Raw genomic sequence first — 14,741 nt, 5'->3', positions numbered from 1 at the left:
CGAAGGCTTTGGATGAGAGGCTCGACGCCGGTCGATCCCCTCCCCCTTGCGGGGTGGGGGTCGGGCAGGATGAGGCACTCCCTGTGCCGTTGTGCCCGCATGCCGCTCCCATTCGGGCGGAGAGCTTGGCCAATGGCACAGCAACACCTGCACCACCCCCATCTCTTACCCTTCCCCGCAAGGGGGAAGGGAGCGGTTGGCGTCGCGCCTCGTCCCCCCTCTCGCGCCGCGCCGTCCTCGCCGGCGCGGCCGCCCTGTTCCTCGCCGGGCGCGGGGCCGCCCGTGCCGCCGTCCCCTCGCGCATCGTCTGCGCCGGATCCGATGTCACCGAGACCGTGGTGGCGCTGGCCGGGATCGAGGCCGTCAAGGGCGTCGACACCACTTCGCAGACGCCGGCCGCCGTGCGGGCGCTGCCCTCGATCGGCTATCTCCGCCAGATCTCGGTCGAGGGCGTGCTGTCGCTGCGCCCGGACCTCTTGATCTCCAACCGAGACCTCGGGCCGCAGCCGGCGGTCGAGCAGCTCCGCGGCACGGGCCTCAGGGTCGAGCTGGTCGAGGGCGACCTCGACGGCGAGGGCATCGCCGCCAAGGTCCGGCGCATCGGCGCCCTCATCGGCCGGCAAGCCGAAGCCGAGGCGTTGGCGCAGACGGTGTCGCGCAAGATGACGGCGCTGGCCGAGCGGCTGAAGGGCGTCGCCACCCGGCCGACGATCGTGTTCGTGCGCTCCGCCGACGGCGGGGTGCTGCTGGCGGCCGGCAAGCTCGACCTGGTCAATGCCGCCTTCGCGCTGGCGGGCGGCGTCAACCCGCTGGACTTCCCGGGATTCAAGCCGGTGTCGCGCGAGGTCCTGGCCGCCTCGCCGCCGGACTTCATCGTCACCGGCGCGGACGTCATCGCCAAGGCCGGCGGCGCGCAGGCCTTCCTGCAGGCGGGCGGGCTGGAGCAGGCCTTCGCCGGCAAGCCGGACCGGCTCGCCGCCGTCGACATGACGACGCTGTTCAGCTTCGGCCCGTCCACGGCCGACGAGATCGAGCGCCTGGCCCGGCGCATCCATCCCGAGCGTTTCGCGCCATGAGCGCCGCGGGCGAGACCGGGCTCCTGTCGTCCTCGCCGGGGGTCGGCGCGGCGCGCCCGCTTGACGTGGCGGTGCGGGAGAGGCTCGTCCTGGCGGTGCTGGTGCTTTCTCTTCCTGTCGCCATCCTCCTCGCCGCCGGCATCGGCAGCGTCGGCATCCCGGCGGCGTCCTGGCTGTCGATCCTGGAAGGCCGGCCGGACGGGCTCGGCTCGCTCGTCCTCACCATCCGGCTGCCGCGCGTGGCGATGGCCGGGCTGGTGGGCGCCGGGCTGGCGCTCGCCGGCGCCAGCCTGCAGGCAATGTTCCGCAACCCGCTCGCCGATCCCGGCCTCACCGGCCCCGCCTCGGGCGCGATGCTGGCCGCCGTCGCGGTGATCGTGCTGTGGCACCATGCGAGCGCCGGGGCGCTCGGCCTGCTCGGCGTCTACACGCTGCCGGTCGCCGCCTCGCTCGGCTGCGCCGCGACGACGGTGCTGGTCTACCGGCTGGCGCGGGAGGCGGACGGCCAGGTCTCGATCGGCCGGCTGTTGCTCGCCGGCATCGGCGTCAATGCCTTCGTGGCGGCGCTGGTCGGCGTGCTGATCACCATGTCCGACGACAACCAGCTCAGGTCGATCCAGTTCTGGATGATGGGCAGCCTCGGCGGCATCGGCTGGATCAACGCCCTGGCGGCAGGGCCGGTGGTGCTGGTCGCCGGCCTGGTCCTCGCCCGGTGCGGGCGAGCGCTCGACGCCTTCACCCTGGGCGAGGGCGATGCCTTCGCCGCCGGCGTCGACACCAGGCGGCTGAAGCGCGTGGTGATCGCGGCCGGGGCGTTCTGCACCGGCGCCTCGGTCGCCTTCACCGGGCTGATCGGCTTCGTCGGGCTGATCGCCCCGCATATCGTGCGCTTCCTCGGCGGTCACCGCCATCCCTTCGTGCTGCCGGCCTCGGCCCTGCTCGGCGCCATCCTGGTGATTCTGGCCGATGTGGTGGCGCGCATCCTCGTCGCACCGGCGGAGCTGCCGATCGGCATCGTCACCAGCCTGATCGGCGCGCCGTTCTTCCTGGCCCTGCTGCAGTCGCGGAGCGCGCGCGCATGAGCCTCGCCCTCGCCGACGTCACCGTCGAGCGCGCCGGCCGCAGGCTGGTCGACGGCGTCTCGTTCGCCGCCGCCCCCGGCCGCGTCCTCGCCGTGCTCGGCCCGAACGGCGCCGGCAAGACCACGCTGCTCGCCGCCATCGCCGGCATGATCGCCGCCCGCGGCAGCGTGGCCTTCGACGGGCTGTCCTGCCTCGGCGCGCCGCCCCGCGCGCTGGCCGAGCGCCGGGCCCTGATGGCTCAGCATTTCGACTGTCCCTTCGGCTATGGCGTGCGCGAGGTGGTGGCGCTCGGGCGCATCGCCCATGCCGGCACGCCGCGGGCCGTGAACGATGCCGAGGCGGTGGCGGCCGGCCTCGCGGCAGCCGGCATCGGCGCCCTGGCCGGCCGCAGCGTCCCGACCCTGTCGGGCGGCGAGCGCCAGCGCGTCGCCTTCGCCAAGGCCTTCGCCCAGCTCTTCGACCGGATCCGGGCGGGCGCGCCGCATCTCCTGCTGCTGGACGAGCCGACGGCGAGCCTCGACCCCGAGCACCAGCACCGGATCCTGGCCCAGGCCCGCGCCGTGGCCGCCGGCGGCGGCACGGTGGTGGTGACGCTGCACGACCTGGCGCTGGCCTCGATCTATGCCGACGAGGTGCTGGTGCTGGAGCGCGGGCGCTTGGCCGCGCACGGCCCGGTCGCGGCCACGCTCACCCCCGGCCTCGTCGCCCGCGTGTTCAAGGTCGTCGTCGGCACGGCCGGCGCGGGCGGGCGAGCCATCATCCATCCCCTGCCGCAGACCGAGGCCGCCTGATGCCCGTATTCCATCACCACCGACGCAATCCCCGGGCGCTGGGCCTGCCGGCCGCCTTCGCGGCCCTGGCGCTCGCCGCCGCCCCGGCCGCGGCCGCCGAGACGCTGACCCTCGACCTCAACAAGCTCGAGGCCAAGGACGGGGCCTGCCGCGTCACCATGGTGGTGACCAACGGCCACGCCGCCCGCGCCGAGACGCTGAAGGCCGACCTCGTCGTGTTCGGAGCCGACGGCGTGGTGGCGCGGCGGCTCGCCGTCGACCTCGGCCCGGTCGCGGCGTCCAAGACCATCGTCAAGATCTTCGACGTGCCCGCGCTCGGCTGCGAGGCCATCGGCAGCGTGCTGCTCAACGACATGCCCGCCTGCCATTTCGCCGGGGACGGCGCGCCGGCCGCCTGCCTGGAGACGGCGACCCTGACCTCGCGCGCCGGCCCGCGCTTCTTCAAGTGAGGCTCCCGATGGATCCCGTTCTCTCTCCCCACCTCTCGCCCACGGCCCTGCTGCTCGGCGCCGACCCGGTGGTCAAGGGCGTGATGCTGACGCTGGTGCTGTCCTCGGTGCTGTGCTGGGCGCTGGCCTTCGAGACCGCCCGGCGCCAGGGCGTGCTGCGCCGGGCCCTGCGCGCCACGGCCGGACGGGGCCTCGCCTCGCACGCCGCCTTCGCCGGCAGCATCGTCGCCCGCGCCCGCGAGACGGCGCGCGTCGAGATCCCGCGCGAGACCGGCGGCGAGTACCGCGCCCGCATCGAGCGGGCGATGCGCGAGGCCGGCAACGAGCTGCTGACCCGCGCCGATGCCGGCCTGTCGGTGCTGGCGACCATCGCCTCGGTGGCGCCGTTCATCGGCCTGTTCGGCACGGTCTGGGGCGTGATGAACAGCTTTGCCGCCATCGCCGGCGCCAACGACACCAGCCTCGCCACGGTGGCGCCCGGCATCGCCGAGGCGCTGTTCACCACGGCGCTCGGCCTGGTCGCCTCGATCCCGGCCGTCATCGCCTATAACCGGCTGGGCACGCGCATGACCGGCCTTGCCAGGGCCTTCGACGCGGCGATCCGCGACGAGGCGCAGGCCATCGCCGCGGCCCATGGCGTGCCGCCGCAGTTCCGGGCGGCCGCGGAATGAGCGGCCCCCTCCTCTCCTTCGACGACGCGGGCGAAGGCGGCCACCGCCCGGTGGCCGGCCACCATCCGGTGGCCGAGATCAACGTCACGCCCTTCGTCGACGTGATGCTGGTGCTCCTGATCGTGTTCATGGTCACCGCGCCGATGCTGGCGGCCGGCGTCAAGGTCGACCTGCCGAAGACGCAGGGCCTGCCGCCGGTCGAGCAGCGCCAGGAGCCGCTGATCGTCAGCGTGCGCAGCGACGGCACGGTCTATCTCGGCAGCGATGCGGTCGCACCCGAGGCCCTGGCCGCGGCGGTGCGGACCCGCGTCGCCGCCAGGCCGGACCTCACCGCCCATATCCGCGCCGACGCCAGCGTGCCCTACCAGCGCGTGCTCGACACCATGTCGGCGCTGAGCCAGGCCGGCGCGGCACATATCGCCTTCATCGGCCAGCCCGGGCAGGCCGCCGCCGGCCAGCCGGGGCAGCCCCCCCCTGGCGGCCCGCCGGCACAGGCGGGCGCCGCGCCGGCTCCGGCGCCGCAGCCGGCGGCGACATCGGCGCCATGAGCGGGAGCGGAACCTGGGCGCTGCGCGACGCCAGGCCCGTCGCGATCGTGGTCTCGGCGCTGGCGCATGCGGCGCTGGCCCTGACGCTGTCGGTCGTGCCGGCCGGCACCGAGACGCGCAACGACCGGCCGATCGAGGCTTCCCTCGCGCCGGTGCCGGAGGTCGCGCCGACGCCGGTCGATCCATCCCTCGAAAGCGTCGAGACTGCCAGCGTCGACGAGGCCCTGACCAGCAGCGAGACCAGCGAGGTCAAGCCGGTCGAGACCGAGGAAGCCGTGACAGCGCAGGCGGCGACGCAGACCCCGCCGACGGAGGTCGCGGCGGAAACGCCACCGACCAAGGCGGCGCCGGCTGAGACGGCCGAGCAGCCGCCGCCTCCCGAGACGACGCCGACCGAAATGGCGCAGGCGGTGGAGCAACAAGCGCCCGAGGAGGCGCCGACGGAGCTGCAGGCGCAGGCGGTGGCGCCGGTGGAGGTCGAGCCGGTGGTGACCACGACCGCCGAGACGGCGACCACCGTCGCAGCGGTGACGCCGCCGCCGGCGCGGCCGGTCGAGAGGCCGGCAAAACCGACGCCCAGGCCAAAGCCGCCCGCGGCCAAGCGCGAGCATGAGCCGGCCAAGCCGACCCTGGCAGCGCTGCGCCCCACGACGCGCTCGACCCGGGTGGTCGGCGGCGCGCCGTCGGACATCGGCAGCAGCACGACCGCCCGTGCCGCCGGGGCGACCCAGCAGGAATATGGCAGGCTCGTCCGTGCGAGAGCGCAGAGCCGGTTCCGCAGCGTCGGCACCGCCCGGCTGACGGCATTGATCGCCTTCCGCGTCGCCGCGGACGGCAGCGTGGTATCGAGCCGGGTCTCGCGCAGCTCCGGCGACCAGGTGTTCGACCAGCGGGCGGTCTCGACCATGCAGAGCCTTTCGCTCCCGCCACCGCCGGGCGGCACCTATGCCGCCGTCTTGCCGTTCGAACAGAAATTCCGCTAACTCGTCACAACCCCGGAAAGGACCCACCCCATGTTCATCGCCATGAACCGCTTCACCGTGAAGAAAGGCTGCGAAGCCGAGTTCGAGAGCGTCTGGCGCCAGCGCGAGGTGCATATCGACATTGTGCCCGGCTTCGTCGAGTTCCACCTGCTGCGCGGGCCGGAGCGCGAGGACCACACGCTCTATTCCTCGCATGTGATCTGGCGCAACAAGGCCGATTTCGAGGCCTGGACCAAGTCGGAAGCCTTCCGCCTCGCTCATCGCGACGCCGGCAAAGGCCCCTCGCTGACGACAGGGCATCCCGTGTTCGAGGGTTTCGAGGTGATCCAGACGACGCTGCCCCGGGTCCAGGACGCGGCCTGACGTCCCGCGCCCTCACCCCGGCGGGTCGTCCTCGCCGGGGTAATCGGCGACCGTGATCGGCCCGCCGGCCTCGGCGACGCGGCGGCTGTCGGCGGCCGGCAGGACGTCGCCGAAGATATCGATCCGCTTCCAGGCCGGGAACGGCTGGCATCCGCCCGCATCGGGAATGTGCGGCGACAGCCGGCTTCCGGCCGATCGGTGGATATAGCGCCCGCAATTGACGAAGACCTGCTCCGGATCGACCCGCACCAGCATCCGGGCGCCGGGATAGGAGGCCAGCAGCGGGTCGTCGCGGAGCAGGGCCGCCCGCCCCTGCAGGCGCAGCCGCCGGGGGCGCTCGAAATCGATGAACAGCATGCCGATCTCAGGATTGGCCGCGATGTTGCCGAGCGACAGGAACATGCCGTTGCCGTCATAGCTGGGGAATACGAGCCGGTTGTCGTCGAGGACGCGGACGAAGCCGGGCGCACCGCCCTTGTAGGACACGGTCGGCCGCCCGCGATGATCGACGGTCGAGAGGAAGACCATCGGCCGGCTCTCGATGAAAGCCCGCTCGTCCGGCGGGATCTCGACATGGGCCAGCGCCTCGAGCCGATCCGCCAGGCGCGTGGTGTCGTGCTCGTCCTGCAACCGGCGATGGCTCGGGCCGTAGAGATCGCTCATCGTCCCTCTCCCATGTCCGGGCCGGGCACCGGGGCTCACTCGGCACCGACCGCCGCCGGATCCGCGGCGCCGGCACGGCCGGGCGTCATCGCCGGCCTTGCCGCGACCGCGAACAGGGCATCGAGCCTCGCCTGCTCGTCGGCCGTGCGCGCCAGCAGCAGCCCGGCACCGACATAGACCGCGGCATTGACCACGAGCGCGACGGCGCCCGAGGTCAGCCCATAGGCCCAGGGAATGCCGATCGGCCAGAGGAACTGCAGCACGCCCACCACGGCAATCCCGGCGAGCATGGCGGCGATGGCGCCCTGCCGGTTGCCGAACTTGGTGAAGATGCCGAAATAGAGCGGCACCGACAGCTGCACCATGATCTGGAACGCCAGCAGCGCGATGCTGAACAGGCTGGGCAGCGGCAGGCAGGCGATCAGCGCCGCGGCAACGGTGATCGCCGCCATGGCGACCTGCGAGGTGAGGATCAGCGCGCGCTGGCCCATCCGGCGCCCGTCGCGGCCGAGGGCGCCCAGCACGTCGTTGGCGATCTGGGCCCCGCTCGACTGCACGGTCGCGTCGATATTGCCCATCGAGGCCGCGAACACGACGACACCCGCCAGGCCGAGCAGCCAGGGGCCGCCGGCCGCCTCGGCAAGCGTGAACCAGGCCGAGTCCGGCGCGGCGGCAATATCGGGACGCCCCGATGCCAGCAAGGCCATGAGATAGAGACCGACGAGGAAGACAAGGGCGATCGGCGCGCAATAGGCCGAGGAGCGCTTGACGCTGCCGACGCCCGAGCCGGTGTAGAGCCGGACGAAAAGGTCGGGCCAGCACAGGCTGCAGAGCAAGGGCAGCAGCCCGAGGGAGAAGAACAGCAGCGGCACCGGCGTCCCGGGCCCGGGCAGGTCGAAGTGCTCGGACGGAACCGACGACAGCGTGGTGCCCTGCAGGACCAGCCAGACGATCACGATCACCAGCAGCACGCTGCCCAGGCCATAGGCGACGATGCCCTGGAACAGGTCCGAGATGACGATGCCGCGCATGCCCATGCGGATGGTCCAGACCTGGCGCACCGTCATCACCACGACGCCCAGCATGACCGAGGTCGTGAAGCCGAGATGGCCCAGCGAGAGCGCGTGGAACACGGCGCCCAGCGACTGCATGCCGAGCACCATCCAGGGGAACAGCCCGGCGACGCCGATCAGCGCGGCGATGATCCGGATGGCGCGGGACTCGAAGCGCAGCGCCATGAGATCGGGCTGGGTCTTGAGATCGTAGGCCGCTCCCCAGGTCCAGACCCGATGCGCCATCAGGTACATCACCACCGGCGCGAGCATGATCGAGAAGATGCCGATGCCGAGCACGCCCTTGCCGACGACGAAGCCGACGATGCTGATGAAGACCGTGCCGGGCAGATAGGTGTTGAGGAAGGCCATCGCCTGGTAGAAGCCGCCGAACGAGCGGCCGGCGACGGTGAAGTCGCTGAAGTCGCGGTCCGCGACGTAGGAGCGCTGCAGGATCGCGACGACGACGGCGAAGAACGAGGCCAGGGCGCCATAGGTGATGACCATGCCCATGGCTCAGCGCCGCTCCCGATCCGCGGCCCGCATCGAGGGATCGCAGAGATAGGCCGTCACGACGCTCGCCGCGATGAAGGCGCTGGTGCCGAAGAGGTAGAGCAGCACCCTCGGCACGCCGAGCACCGGCGCGCTGCCGCTGAGCGCCCAGTGTAACGGTGGGGCCAGCGCGAGCAGGAGGTCGATCGCGAACCAGGCGTAGAGGACGGCGGGCAGGCGTGCGTGCATTCCCGGCGCTCCGGCTGGCGACCCTTCCGACCCTAGCGGCGGACGTGCGGCACTGCCTCGGCAAACTGCCCGCGGAGGGATGGGTGATTTGCCCGACGCGGTGTCCGGCTCAGGCCGGGCGAGGTCCCCAGAGGATCACCGCGGCGCCGGCCAGACAGATCGCAGCCCCGGCCATGTCCCAGCGGTCCGGCCTGACGCCCTCGACGCCCCAGAGCCAGAGCAGCGAGGCGATGATGTAGACGCCGCCATAGGCGGCATAGGCCCGCCCGGCCGCGGCGCTGTCGACCAGGGTCAGCAGGAACGCGAACAGCGCCAGCGAGGCGAGGCCCGGCGCCAGCCACCAGACGGATCTGCCCAGCCGCAGCCAAGCCCAGGCCGCGAAGCAGCCGCCGATCTCGGCCAGGGCGGCGGCCGCATAGATCAGCACCGTCCGCATCGGCTGCTCCCTCTCCGGCTCAGGCGCCCGCCGCCTTCGGCGCCGGTGCCGATTGGCGCGGGGCCGTCGCCTCCTCGAAATAGGCCTGATGCTCGCGGGCGACGCGGGCGGCGCGCTCGCTGTCGCCGCTGGCGATGGCATCGACGATCGGCTGGTGCGACAACGCCGCCTGCATCAGGTCGAGGTCCGGGTGCAGCAGCGTCAGCGTGGTGCGGGTCTCGATCTGCAGCGAGTTCCAGATCGAGGCCAGGAGCTGGTTGCCGCAGGCCTCGACGATCAGGCGGTGGAAGGCGACGCTGTGGTGCTTCAGCGCCTCGATGTCGCGGCGCGTGGCGGCATCGGCCATGGCGTCGACCTCGGCCTGCAGGGCGGCGATGTCGCCGAGCCGCCCGACCGCCAGGCGCGTCGCCGCCTCCTCCAGCGCGCCGCGCACGGTGTAGGCCTCGTCGACGCGGGCGGCAAAATCGCCGACCACGGCGCCCTTGTGCGGCTGGGAGAGGACGAGGCCGATCGTTTCGATCTCGCGGATCGCCTCGCGCACCGGCGCCTGGGACACGCCGAACTCGCGGGCGAGCTTCAGCTCGATCAGCCGCGTGCCCGGCGGATAGGTGCCGTCGACGATGCGGCGCATCAGCGTGTCCTTGACCTGCTCGCGGAAGGTGACGCGGACGACGCTCATCGACGAAATGCCTTTGGTTGCACGCCCTGTCATGACGCGATTCGCGGCGGGAATCGAAGGCTTTCCAGCGCCGCGGAGCCCACGTTGACAGGTCGCAAAAATTATCGATAATCGATGATCAATCAGAAGTCCAACAGGACTCGATTCGGAGGGAACCCATGCTGGAGGCTGTGGCGCGCCCGCAGTCCGCCAGGCTTGCGCTGCCGTCGCTGAAGGGCCGGCAGGTCGCGATCCTCGCGGGGGGCACGTTGATCATCCCGGCGGTCAATGCCGGCACCAGCGGCCTGAGGACGCTCGTCAGCCTCGACCGCTCCGGACTTTCGGCCATCCGGATCGGCAAGGACCGCGTGACGCTGGGCGCCATGGTGCGGCTCGCGGCGATCGGGCGCGAGCCGGCGCTGGCGGCGCTGCATCCGGTGATCTCAGCCATCGGCCACCCGACCCTGCGCAACTCGGCCACGGTCGGCGGCAACCTGTTCGCGCCCGCCCCCTATGGCGACCTCGCGGTGGCGCTGCTGGCGCTCGACGCCAGCGTCACGACCGAAGGCCCCGCCGGATCGGCGACCCGCAGGCTGGAGGCCTGGCTCGCCGAGCGGCACGAGGGCGAGATCGTCACCCATCTGCGCTTCACCCTGCCGGCACCCGGGGCCCTGCGCTTCCGCAAGGCGATGCGGCGCACCCACAACTCGGCGGCGATCGTCACCGTCGCGGCGCTGCTCGACATCCAGGACGGCACGGTGAGGGCGAGCCGCATCGCCCTCGGCGGCGTCGGGCCGCGGCCGCTGCGCGCGCCCTCGGCCGAGGCGGCGCTCGCCGGCAGGCCGCTGACCGAGGCGGCGCTCGCCGGCAGGCCGCTGACCGAGGCGGCGCTCGCCGGCAGGCCGCTGACCGAGGCGACGGTCCGGGCGGCCGGCGAAGCGGCGCGGGCCGATATCCGCCCGGTCGACGACGCCTATGCCAGCGCCTGGTACCGGCGGCAGGTGCTGCCGGTGCATGTGCGTCGCGCCCTGCTCGGCGAAACCTCGGGGAGCCCGGAATGAAGTCCCAGCCCGTCGCCATCATCGTCAACGGCCAGGTCCAGGAGATCCTGGTCAGGCCCGGCACCACCCTGCTGCGCACGCTGCGCGATGCTCTCGATCTCACCGGCGCCAAGGCCGGCTGCGAGGGCGGCACTTGCGGCACCTGCACCGTGCATATCGACGGCACGCCCGTCCTCGCCTGCTGCACCCTGACCGAGCTCGTCGACGGCGGCGCGATCACCACCATCGAAGGGCTGGCGGACGGGGAGGTGCTGCACCCGATCCAGGCGGCCTTCTACGAGGGCTTCGCCACCCAGTGCGGCTTCTGCAATGCCGGCATGATCATGGCGGCCAAGGGCCTGCTGGACCGCACGCTCTCGCCCTCGCGCGAGGAGGCGATGGCGGCGATCTCGGGCAATGTCTGCCGCTGTACCGGCTACGAGGCGATCGTCGACGCGGTGCTCGACGCCGCCGCGCGGCTGCGCGCCCTCGACCGCCGGGCGGCGTGAGGGCGCCGCCATGGAGCATATCGACAAGAGCTTCTTCGCCGGCGAGCGCGACGATGCGGTCGCCGTGGTCGGCACCTCGCACCAGCGCGTCGACACCCGCGCCCATGTCCAGGGCCGGACCGCCTATTACGAGGACCGGCGCTTCCCCGGCATGCTGCACCTGAAGATGGTGCGCAGCCCGCATCACCATGCCCTCATCCGCAGCGTCGACGTCGCCCCGGCCCTGACCGTCCCCGGCGTGGTGCGCGTGCTCACCCACCAGGACGTGCCGAGCAACTGGTACACGATCCTGCGCCTGATCGGCGTCGGCCCGAACGACGAGCCGGTGCTGCCGGAGGACCGGGTGCTCTACAGGGGCGAGCAGGTCGTGGCCGTGCTCGCCGACAGCCCGCAGGCGGCGGCCGAGGGCGCGGCCAAGGTCAAGGTTGCCTACGAGCGGCTGCCGGCCGTCTTCGACGTCGAGGAGGCGCTGAAGCCGGGCGCGCCGGTCATCAAGCCGCATGGCACCAATTATTTCGTCTACGAGGGCCATCATTGCCGGCGCGTGCGCTTCGGCGATGTCGACAAGGCCTTCGCCCGGGCCGACTTCATCCTGGAGGAGCGCTACCAGTCGTCGCCGATCGAGCATGCGCCGACCGAGACCACCGGCTGCATCGTCGTGCCCGAGGGCAATGGCCGCCTCACCATCCATTCCGACACCCAGGCCTGCTTCTTCACCCTCGACAATGCGGCGCTGATCCTCGACGTGCCGTTCGGCAAGCTGCGGGTGGTCGGCGGCACGGTCGGCGGCGGCTTCGGCGGCAAGGTCGACGTCATGGTCGAGCCGATCGCCGCCATCGGCGCCATGCTGACGGGGCGGCCTGTGAAGTTCGCCTATACCAGGGCGGAGGAGATGCAGGTCTCCTCGCCCCGGGCGGCCGAGCGCATCATCGTCAAGGATGGCGTCGCCGCGGACGGGCGCATCATCGCCCGCAAGGTGACGCTCTATGTCGATGCCGGCGCCTATTCCAGGCACAGCCCCTACGGCACCACCAAGGCGGCGGCGCATATGCCGGGGCCCTATTCGATCCCGAACGTCTGGGTCGACGCGCATTGCGTCTACACCAACCGCACGCCCTCCTCGGCCATGCGCGGCTTCGGCGTCACCATCGGCGACTTCGCCCTGGAATGCCAGATGGACAAGATCGCCCGGCGGCTCGGCCTGCATCCCCTGGAGCTGCGCATGCTCAACGCCTATCGCGACGGCGACATGAAAGCCCACCAGAAAAAGGTCGAGGGCGCGGCGCTGGTGGAGGTGATGCAGGTTGCGGCGAAGGCGGCGGGCGTCGAGCTGGGCGAGCGTTTCCGGGCGATGTCGTCGCTGCACCGGGGAGGCTTGTGATGGCGATCCTGAGGGGCCGCGGCTTTGCCGCCGTCAACTATCCCACCGGCATGAACCTCGGCGGCGATCCCTCCCAGGCGCTGATCCATGCCACCACGACAGGCTCCTTCGTGGTGACGCTGTCGAGCGTCGATCTCGGCCAGGGCCTGAAGAGCGTGATCTCGCAGATCGCGGCCGAGACGCTCGGCGTGCCCTACCAGGCGATCATGGTCGACACCGCCGACACCGACACCGGCCCGCACTGCATGGGCACCTTCGCCAGCCGCGGCACCCACCGCATCGGCAATGCCGTGATCGCGGCGGCCAAGGAGGCGAGGCAGGTGATGATGGAGGTCGCGGCGCTGGAGCTTGAGGTCGACGCCGAAGACCTCGAGCCCGACCACAAGGGCAAGATCCAGGTCAAGGGCGCGCCGGCAAAGGCGATCGGCCTGGTCGACCTCGCCCTTGCCGCGCATTTCAAGCACGCGCGTACCATTTCCGGCCGCGGCATGTGGATGAAGGAGCGCAGCTTCCCCGATCCCGAGACCGGCAAGATGGACCCGGACTCCTGCCAGGCCCATGCCTGCACCATCGCCGATGTCGAGGTCGACGACGAGACCGGCATCGTCCGGGTGGTGTCGCTGATCAACGCCTACGAGGTCGGCCGGGCGCTGAACCCGGCCATGGTGCACCAGCAGATCAGCGGCGGCGCCTGGATGGGGGTGAGCCACGCGCTCTACGAGACCACCGAGCCCTATTACCCCGACCGCAAATGCGGCCCGCTCGACTTCCAGGACTACCTGATGCCGGGGCCGGCCGACACGCCCGCCATGACCAGCGTCATCATCGAGCGCCCGGCCTCGAATGGCCCCTACGGCGCCAAGGGCATCGGCGAGATGACCGCCAACTCGCCGATCCCGGCCATCGCCAATGCCATCTTCGACGCCTGCGGCGCCCGCATGGACGAGATGCCGTTCACGCCCGAGCGGGTGTTGCGCGGCATCCTGGCCAAGCGGAAGGCCGCGTGACGCCCCTCTTCACTCTGGAAAAACCCGACAGGAGCCTCCGATGCTGAAAGTGATTTCGCTGCTCAAGCGCAAGGACGAGACCTCGCCCGAGGCCTTCGCCGACTGGCTGCTGAACCATCACGCGCCGCTGGCCCGCAGGATTCCGGGCCTGCGCCGCTACACCATCAACGTGCTGGCGTCCGGGGCGGACCGGATGGGCGCCGATGCGGTCAACGAGATGTGGTACGACAGCGACGAGGCGCGCCTCGCCGGCATGGGCAGCCCGGAGGGCAAGGCCGCGGGCGCCGACGCCGCGGCCAATTGCGCCTCGCGCTTCCACGTCCTCACCGTCGAGCATCCGCAGTTCTGAACCGGCGAGCCGGGAGGCCGGAGCATGTCCCCCTCCTTCGCCGAGCTGGTCGAGGGCCTCGCTACCGCCGGCTACATCGCCGACGAGGGCACGGCCACGGCCGTGCAGCTGGCGCTCGCCCTCGACAAGCCGCTGCTGGTCGAGGGCGCGCCGGGCGTCGGCAAGACCTCGATCGCGCAGGCGCTGGCAGCCATGCTCGGCCGCCGGCTGATCCGCCTGCAATGCCACGATGGCATCGATGCCGGCCAGGCGCTCTACGAATGGAACCATGCCCGCCAGCTCCTGGCGATCCGCGCCCACCAGGCCGGGCCGCTGGAGGCGCTCTATGGCGACGACTACCTGATCGAGCGCCCGCTCCTGGCCGCGCTGCGCGCCGGTGCCCAATGCGTGCTGCTGATCGACGAGATCGACCGCGCCGACGACGCCTTCGAGGCCTTCCTCCTGGAATTCCTGGGCGAGGGCCAGATCACCATCCCCGAACGCGGCACGCTGAAAGCGACGACGCGGCCGCTGGCCGTGCTGACCTCCAACCGCACGCGCGAGCTGCACGAGGCGCTGAGACGGCGCTGTCTCTACCACTGGATCGACTATCCCGCGCCCGAGCGGGAGGCGGCGATCGTCCGCCTGCACAATCCGTCCCTGCCCGAGCGTGCTGCGACCAGCCTGGTGGCGGCAGTCGGCGGGGCGCGCCGCCTGCCGCTGCTGAAGAAGCCAGGCGTCTCCGAGAGCATCGACTGGTCGCGCGGGGCGGCAGCGCTCGCCGCAAACGGCACGGCCTGGCCGGAGGCGCTGCGCCGCTCGCTCGGACTCCTGGTGAAGGACCAGGAGGATTTCGACCTGATGCTGCGCGAGGCGACGCGGATCCTGGAGGAGGCCGGGGTGTGATGGGAACGGGCGCCACCTGTCCGCGCGTCCGGAGGATGCCGGAGCCGCGACATGAAA

General features: G+C 71.8%; 19 protein-coding genes. 14 read left to right on the top strand and 5 right to left on the bottom strand.

All coding sequences use genetic code 11. The annotated features are described in order from the left end of the window. Positions 1-125 precede the first annotated feature (125 nt). The 8 genes from QO011_RS13195 to hmuQ are packed head-to-tail and all read left to right on the top strand — an operon-like array spanning position 126 to position 5,963. A complete protein-coding gene (locus QO011_RS13195; RefSeq protein WP_307272494.1) occupies positions 126-1,076 on the top strand; it encodes a heme/hemin ABC transporter substrate-binding protein in 951 nt (316 codons plus the stop codon). Continuing rightward, entirely contained in the window at positions 1,073-2,158 is a 1,086-nt protein-coding gene (locus tag QO011_RS13190) for a FecCD family ABC transporter permease (RefSeq protein ID WP_307272492.1), read from the top strand. Before QO011_RS13195 ends, QO011_RS13190 begins: the two co-directional genes overlap by 4 nt. Then, entirely contained in the window at positions 2,155-2,949 is a 795-nt protein-coding gene (locus QO011_RS13185; protein ID WP_307272490.1) for an ATP-binding cassette domain-containing protein, read from the top strand. Before QO011_RS13190 ends, QO011_RS13185 begins: the two co-directional genes overlap by 4 nt. Next, positions 2,949-3,398, top strand: coding sequence for a hypothetical protein (locus QO011_RS13180; RefSeq protein ID WP_307272489.1), 450 nt, complete (start codon positions 2,949-2,951; stop codon positions 3,396-3,398). Before QO011_RS13185 ends, QO011_RS13180 begins: the two co-directional genes overlap by 1 nt. 8 nt (positions 3,399-3,406) lie before the next feature. Continuing rightward, entirely contained in the window at positions 3,407-4,069 is a 663-nt protein-coding gene (locus QO011_RS13175) for a MotA/TolQ/ExbB proton channel family protein (RefSeq protein WP_307272487.1), read from the top strand. Beyond that, on the top strand, positions 4,066-4,617 hold the full coding sequence (locus QO011_RS13170; protein ID WP_307272485.1) for an ExbD/TolR family protein: 552 nt from the start codon (positions 4,066-4,068) through the stop codon (positions 4,615-4,617). The genes QO011_RS13175 and QO011_RS13170 overlap by 4 nt, the downstream gene beginning before the upstream one ends. Further along, positions 4,614-5,600, top strand: coding sequence for a TonB family protein (locus tag QO011_RS13165; protein WP_307272484.1), 987 nt, complete (start codon positions 4,614-4,616; stop codon positions 5,598-5,600). The genes QO011_RS13170 and QO011_RS13165 overlap by 4 nt, the downstream gene beginning before the upstream one ends. A 30-nt stretch (positions 5,601-5,630) precedes the next feature. Beyond that, the gene (gene hmuQ, locus QO011_RS13160) at positions 5,631-5,963 is read left to right on the top strand and encodes a heme-degrading protein HmuQ (RefSeq protein WP_307272482.1); all 333 of its coding nucleotides are present in this window, start codon (positions 5,631-5,633) and stop codon (positions 5,961-5,963) included. 12 nt (positions 5,964-5,975) lie between these two features. On the opposite strand, the gene QO011_RS13155 is transcribed toward hmuQ, so the two are convergent. From QO011_RS13155 to QO011_RS13135, 5 genes are all read right to left on the bottom strand, one after another. Continuing rightward, the gene (locus QO011_RS13155; protein ID WP_307272479.1) at positions 5,976-6,626 is read right to left on the bottom strand and encodes a pyridoxamine 5'-phosphate oxidase family protein; all 651 of its coding nucleotides are present in this window, start codon (positions 6,624-6,626) and stop codon (positions 5,976-5,978) included. 35 nt (positions 6,627-6,661) lie between these two features. Beyond that, positions 6,662-8,191, bottom strand: coding sequence for a sodium:solute symporter family protein (locus QO011_RS13150; protein ID WP_307272477.1), 1,530 nt, complete (start codon positions 8,189-8,191; stop codon positions 6,662-6,664). Positions 8,192-8,194: 3 nt separating this feature from the next. Further along, positions 8,195-8,419 (bottom strand): hypothetical protein, encoded by a 225-nt coding sequence (locus QO011_RS13145; protein WP_307272476.1) that lies wholly within the window; start codon positions 8,417-8,419, stop codon positions 8,195-8,197. A gap of 109 nt (positions 8,420-8,528) precedes the next feature. Continuing rightward, positions 8,529-8,855, bottom strand: a complete 327-nt coding sequence (locus QO011_RS13140) for a YnfA family protein (protein WP_307272475.1) — start codon at positions 8,853-8,855, stop codon at positions 8,529-8,531. A 19-nt stretch (positions 8,856-8,874) separates the two neighbouring features. Beyond that, complete coding sequence (locus tag QO011_RS13135) at positions 8,875-9,534, bottom strand: GntR family transcriptional regulator (protein WP_307272473.1); 660 nt, start codon at positions 9,532-9,534, stop codon at positions 8,875-8,877. A gap of 158 nt (positions 9,535-9,692) precedes the next feature. Here QO011_RS13135 and QO011_RS13130 point away from each other — a divergent pair, with 158 nt between their 5' ends. Genes QO011_RS13130 through QO011_RS13105 form a run of 6 tightly spaced genes read left to right on the top strand, consistent with a single transcriptional unit; the run spans position 9,693 to position 14,684 of the window. Beyond that, the gene (locus QO011_RS13130) at positions 9,693-10,574 is read left to right on the top strand and encodes an FAD binding domain-containing protein (protein WP_307272471.1); all 882 of its coding nucleotides are present in this window, start codon (positions 9,693-9,695) and stop codon (positions 10,572-10,574) included. Beyond that, positions 10,571-11,062, top strand: a complete 492-nt coding sequence (locus QO011_RS13125) for a (2Fe-2S)-binding protein (RefSeq protein WP_307272470.1) — start codon at positions 10,571-10,573, stop codon at positions 11,060-11,062. Before QO011_RS13130 ends, QO011_RS13125 begins: the two co-directional genes overlap by 4 nt. A gap of 10 nt (positions 11,063-11,072) precedes the next feature. Continuing rightward, on the top strand, positions 11,073-12,443 hold the full coding sequence (locus tag QO011_RS13120) for a xanthine dehydrogenase family protein molybdopterin-binding subunit (protein WP_307272468.1): 1,371 nt from the start codon (positions 11,073-11,075) through the stop codon (positions 12,441-12,443). Beyond that, positions 12,443-13,450 carry a xanthine dehydrogenase family protein molybdopterin-binding subunit gene (locus QO011_RS13115; RefSeq protein ID WP_307272466.1) on the top strand — a complete coding sequence of 336 codons (1,008 nt, stop codon included), beginning with the start codon at positions 12,443-12,445 and terminating at the stop codon, positions 13,448-13,450. Before QO011_RS13120 ends, QO011_RS13115 begins: the two co-directional genes overlap by 1 nt. 40 nt (positions 13,451-13,490) lie before the next feature. Then, a complete protein-coding gene (locus QO011_RS13110; protein WP_307272464.1) occupies positions 13,491-13,799 on the top strand; it encodes an EthD family reductase in 309 nt (102 codons plus the stop codon). A gap of 24 nt (positions 13,800-13,823) precedes the next feature. Further along, positions 13,824-14,684: an AAA family ATPase gene (locus QO011_RS13105; protein ID WP_307272462.1), complete on the top strand. Its 861-nt coding sequence runs from the start codon at positions 13,824-13,826 to the stop codon at positions 14,682-14,684. Positions 14,685-14,741: the final 57 nt, after the last annotated feature.

Origin of the sequence: Labrys wisconsinensis, assembly GCF_030814995.1 — a bacterium.
Lineage (GTDB): Bacteria > Pseudomonadota > Alphaproteobacteria > Rhizobiales > Labraceae > Labrys > Labrys wisconsinensis.
The sequence above is the reverse complement of the archived record's forward strand: the minus strand, read 5'-3'. Positions and strand labels throughout refer to the sequence as shown.

Bases quoted from the DNA above. Each gene is read 5' to 3' on its own strand.
- QO011_RS13190 (WP_307272492.1), top strand. From the start codon at position 1,073: ATGAGCGCCGCGGGCGAGACCGGGCTCCTGTCGTCCTCGCCGGGGGTC.
- QO011_RS13185 (WP_307272490.1), top strand. From the start codon at position 2,155: ATGAGCCTCGCCCTCGCCGACGTCACCGTCGAGCGCGCCGGCCGCAGG.
- QO011_RS13180 (WP_307272489.1), top strand. From the start codon at position 2,949: ATGCCCGTATTCCATCACCACCGACGCAATCCCCGGGCGCTGGGCCTG.
- QO011_RS13175 (WP_307272487.1), top strand. From the start codon at position 3,407: ATGGATCCCGTTCTCTCTCCCCACCTCTCGCCCACGGCCCTGCTGCTC.
- QO011_RS13170 (WP_307272485.1), top strand. From the start codon at position 4,066: ATGAGCGGCCCCCTCCTCTCCTTCGACGACGCGGGCGAAGGCGGCCAC.
- QO011_RS13165 (WP_307272484.1), top strand. From the start codon at position 4,614: ATGAGCGGGAGCGGAACCTGGGCGCTGCGCGACGCCAGGCCCGTCGCG.
- hmuQ (WP_307272482.1), top strand. From the start codon at position 5,631: ATGTTCATCGCCATGAACCGCTTCACCGTGAAGAAAGGCTGCGAAGCC.
- QO011_RS13155 (WP_307272479.1), bottom strand. From the start codon at position 6,626: ATGAGCGATCTCTACGGCCCGAGCCATCGCCGGTTGCAGGACGAGCAC.
- QO011_RS13150 (WP_307272477.1), bottom strand. From the start codon at position 8,191: ATGGGCATGGTCATCACCTATGGCGCCCTGGCCTCGTTCTTCGCCGTC.
- QO011_RS13145 (WP_307272476.1), bottom strand. From the start codon at position 8,419: ATGCACGCACGCCTGCCCGCCGTCCTCTACGCCTGGTTCGCGATCGAC.
- QO011_RS13140 (WP_307272475.1), bottom strand. From the start codon at position 8,855: ATGCGGACGGTGCTGATCTATGCGGCCGCCGCCCTGGCCGAGATCGGC.
- QO011_RS13135 (WP_307272473.1), bottom strand. From the start codon at position 9,534: ATGAGCGTCGTCCGCGTCACCTTCCGCGAGCAGGTCAAGGACACGCTG.
- QO011_RS13130 (WP_307272471.1), top strand. From the start codon at position 9,693: ATGCTGGAGGCTGTGGCGCGCCCGCAGTCCGCCAGGCTTGCGCTGCCG.
- QO011_RS13125 (WP_307272470.1), top strand. From the start codon at position 10,571: ATGAAGTCCCAGCCCGTCGCCATCATCGTCAACGGCCAGGTCCAGGAG.
- QO011_RS13120 (WP_307272468.1), top strand. From the start codon at position 11,073: ATGGAGCATATCGACAAGAGCTTCTTCGCCGGCGAGCGCGACGATGCG.
- QO011_RS13115 (WP_307272466.1), top strand. From the start codon at position 12,443: ATGGCGATCCTGAGGGGCCGCGGCTTTGCCGCCGTCAACTATCCCACC.
- QO011_RS13110 (WP_307272464.1), top strand. From the start codon at position 13,491: ATGCTGAAAGTGATTTCGCTGCTCAAGCGCAAGGACGAGACCTCGCCC.
- QO011_RS13105 (WP_307272462.1), top strand. From the start codon at position 13,824: ATGTCCCCCTCCTTCGCCGAGCTGGTCGAGGGCCTCGCTACCGCCGGC.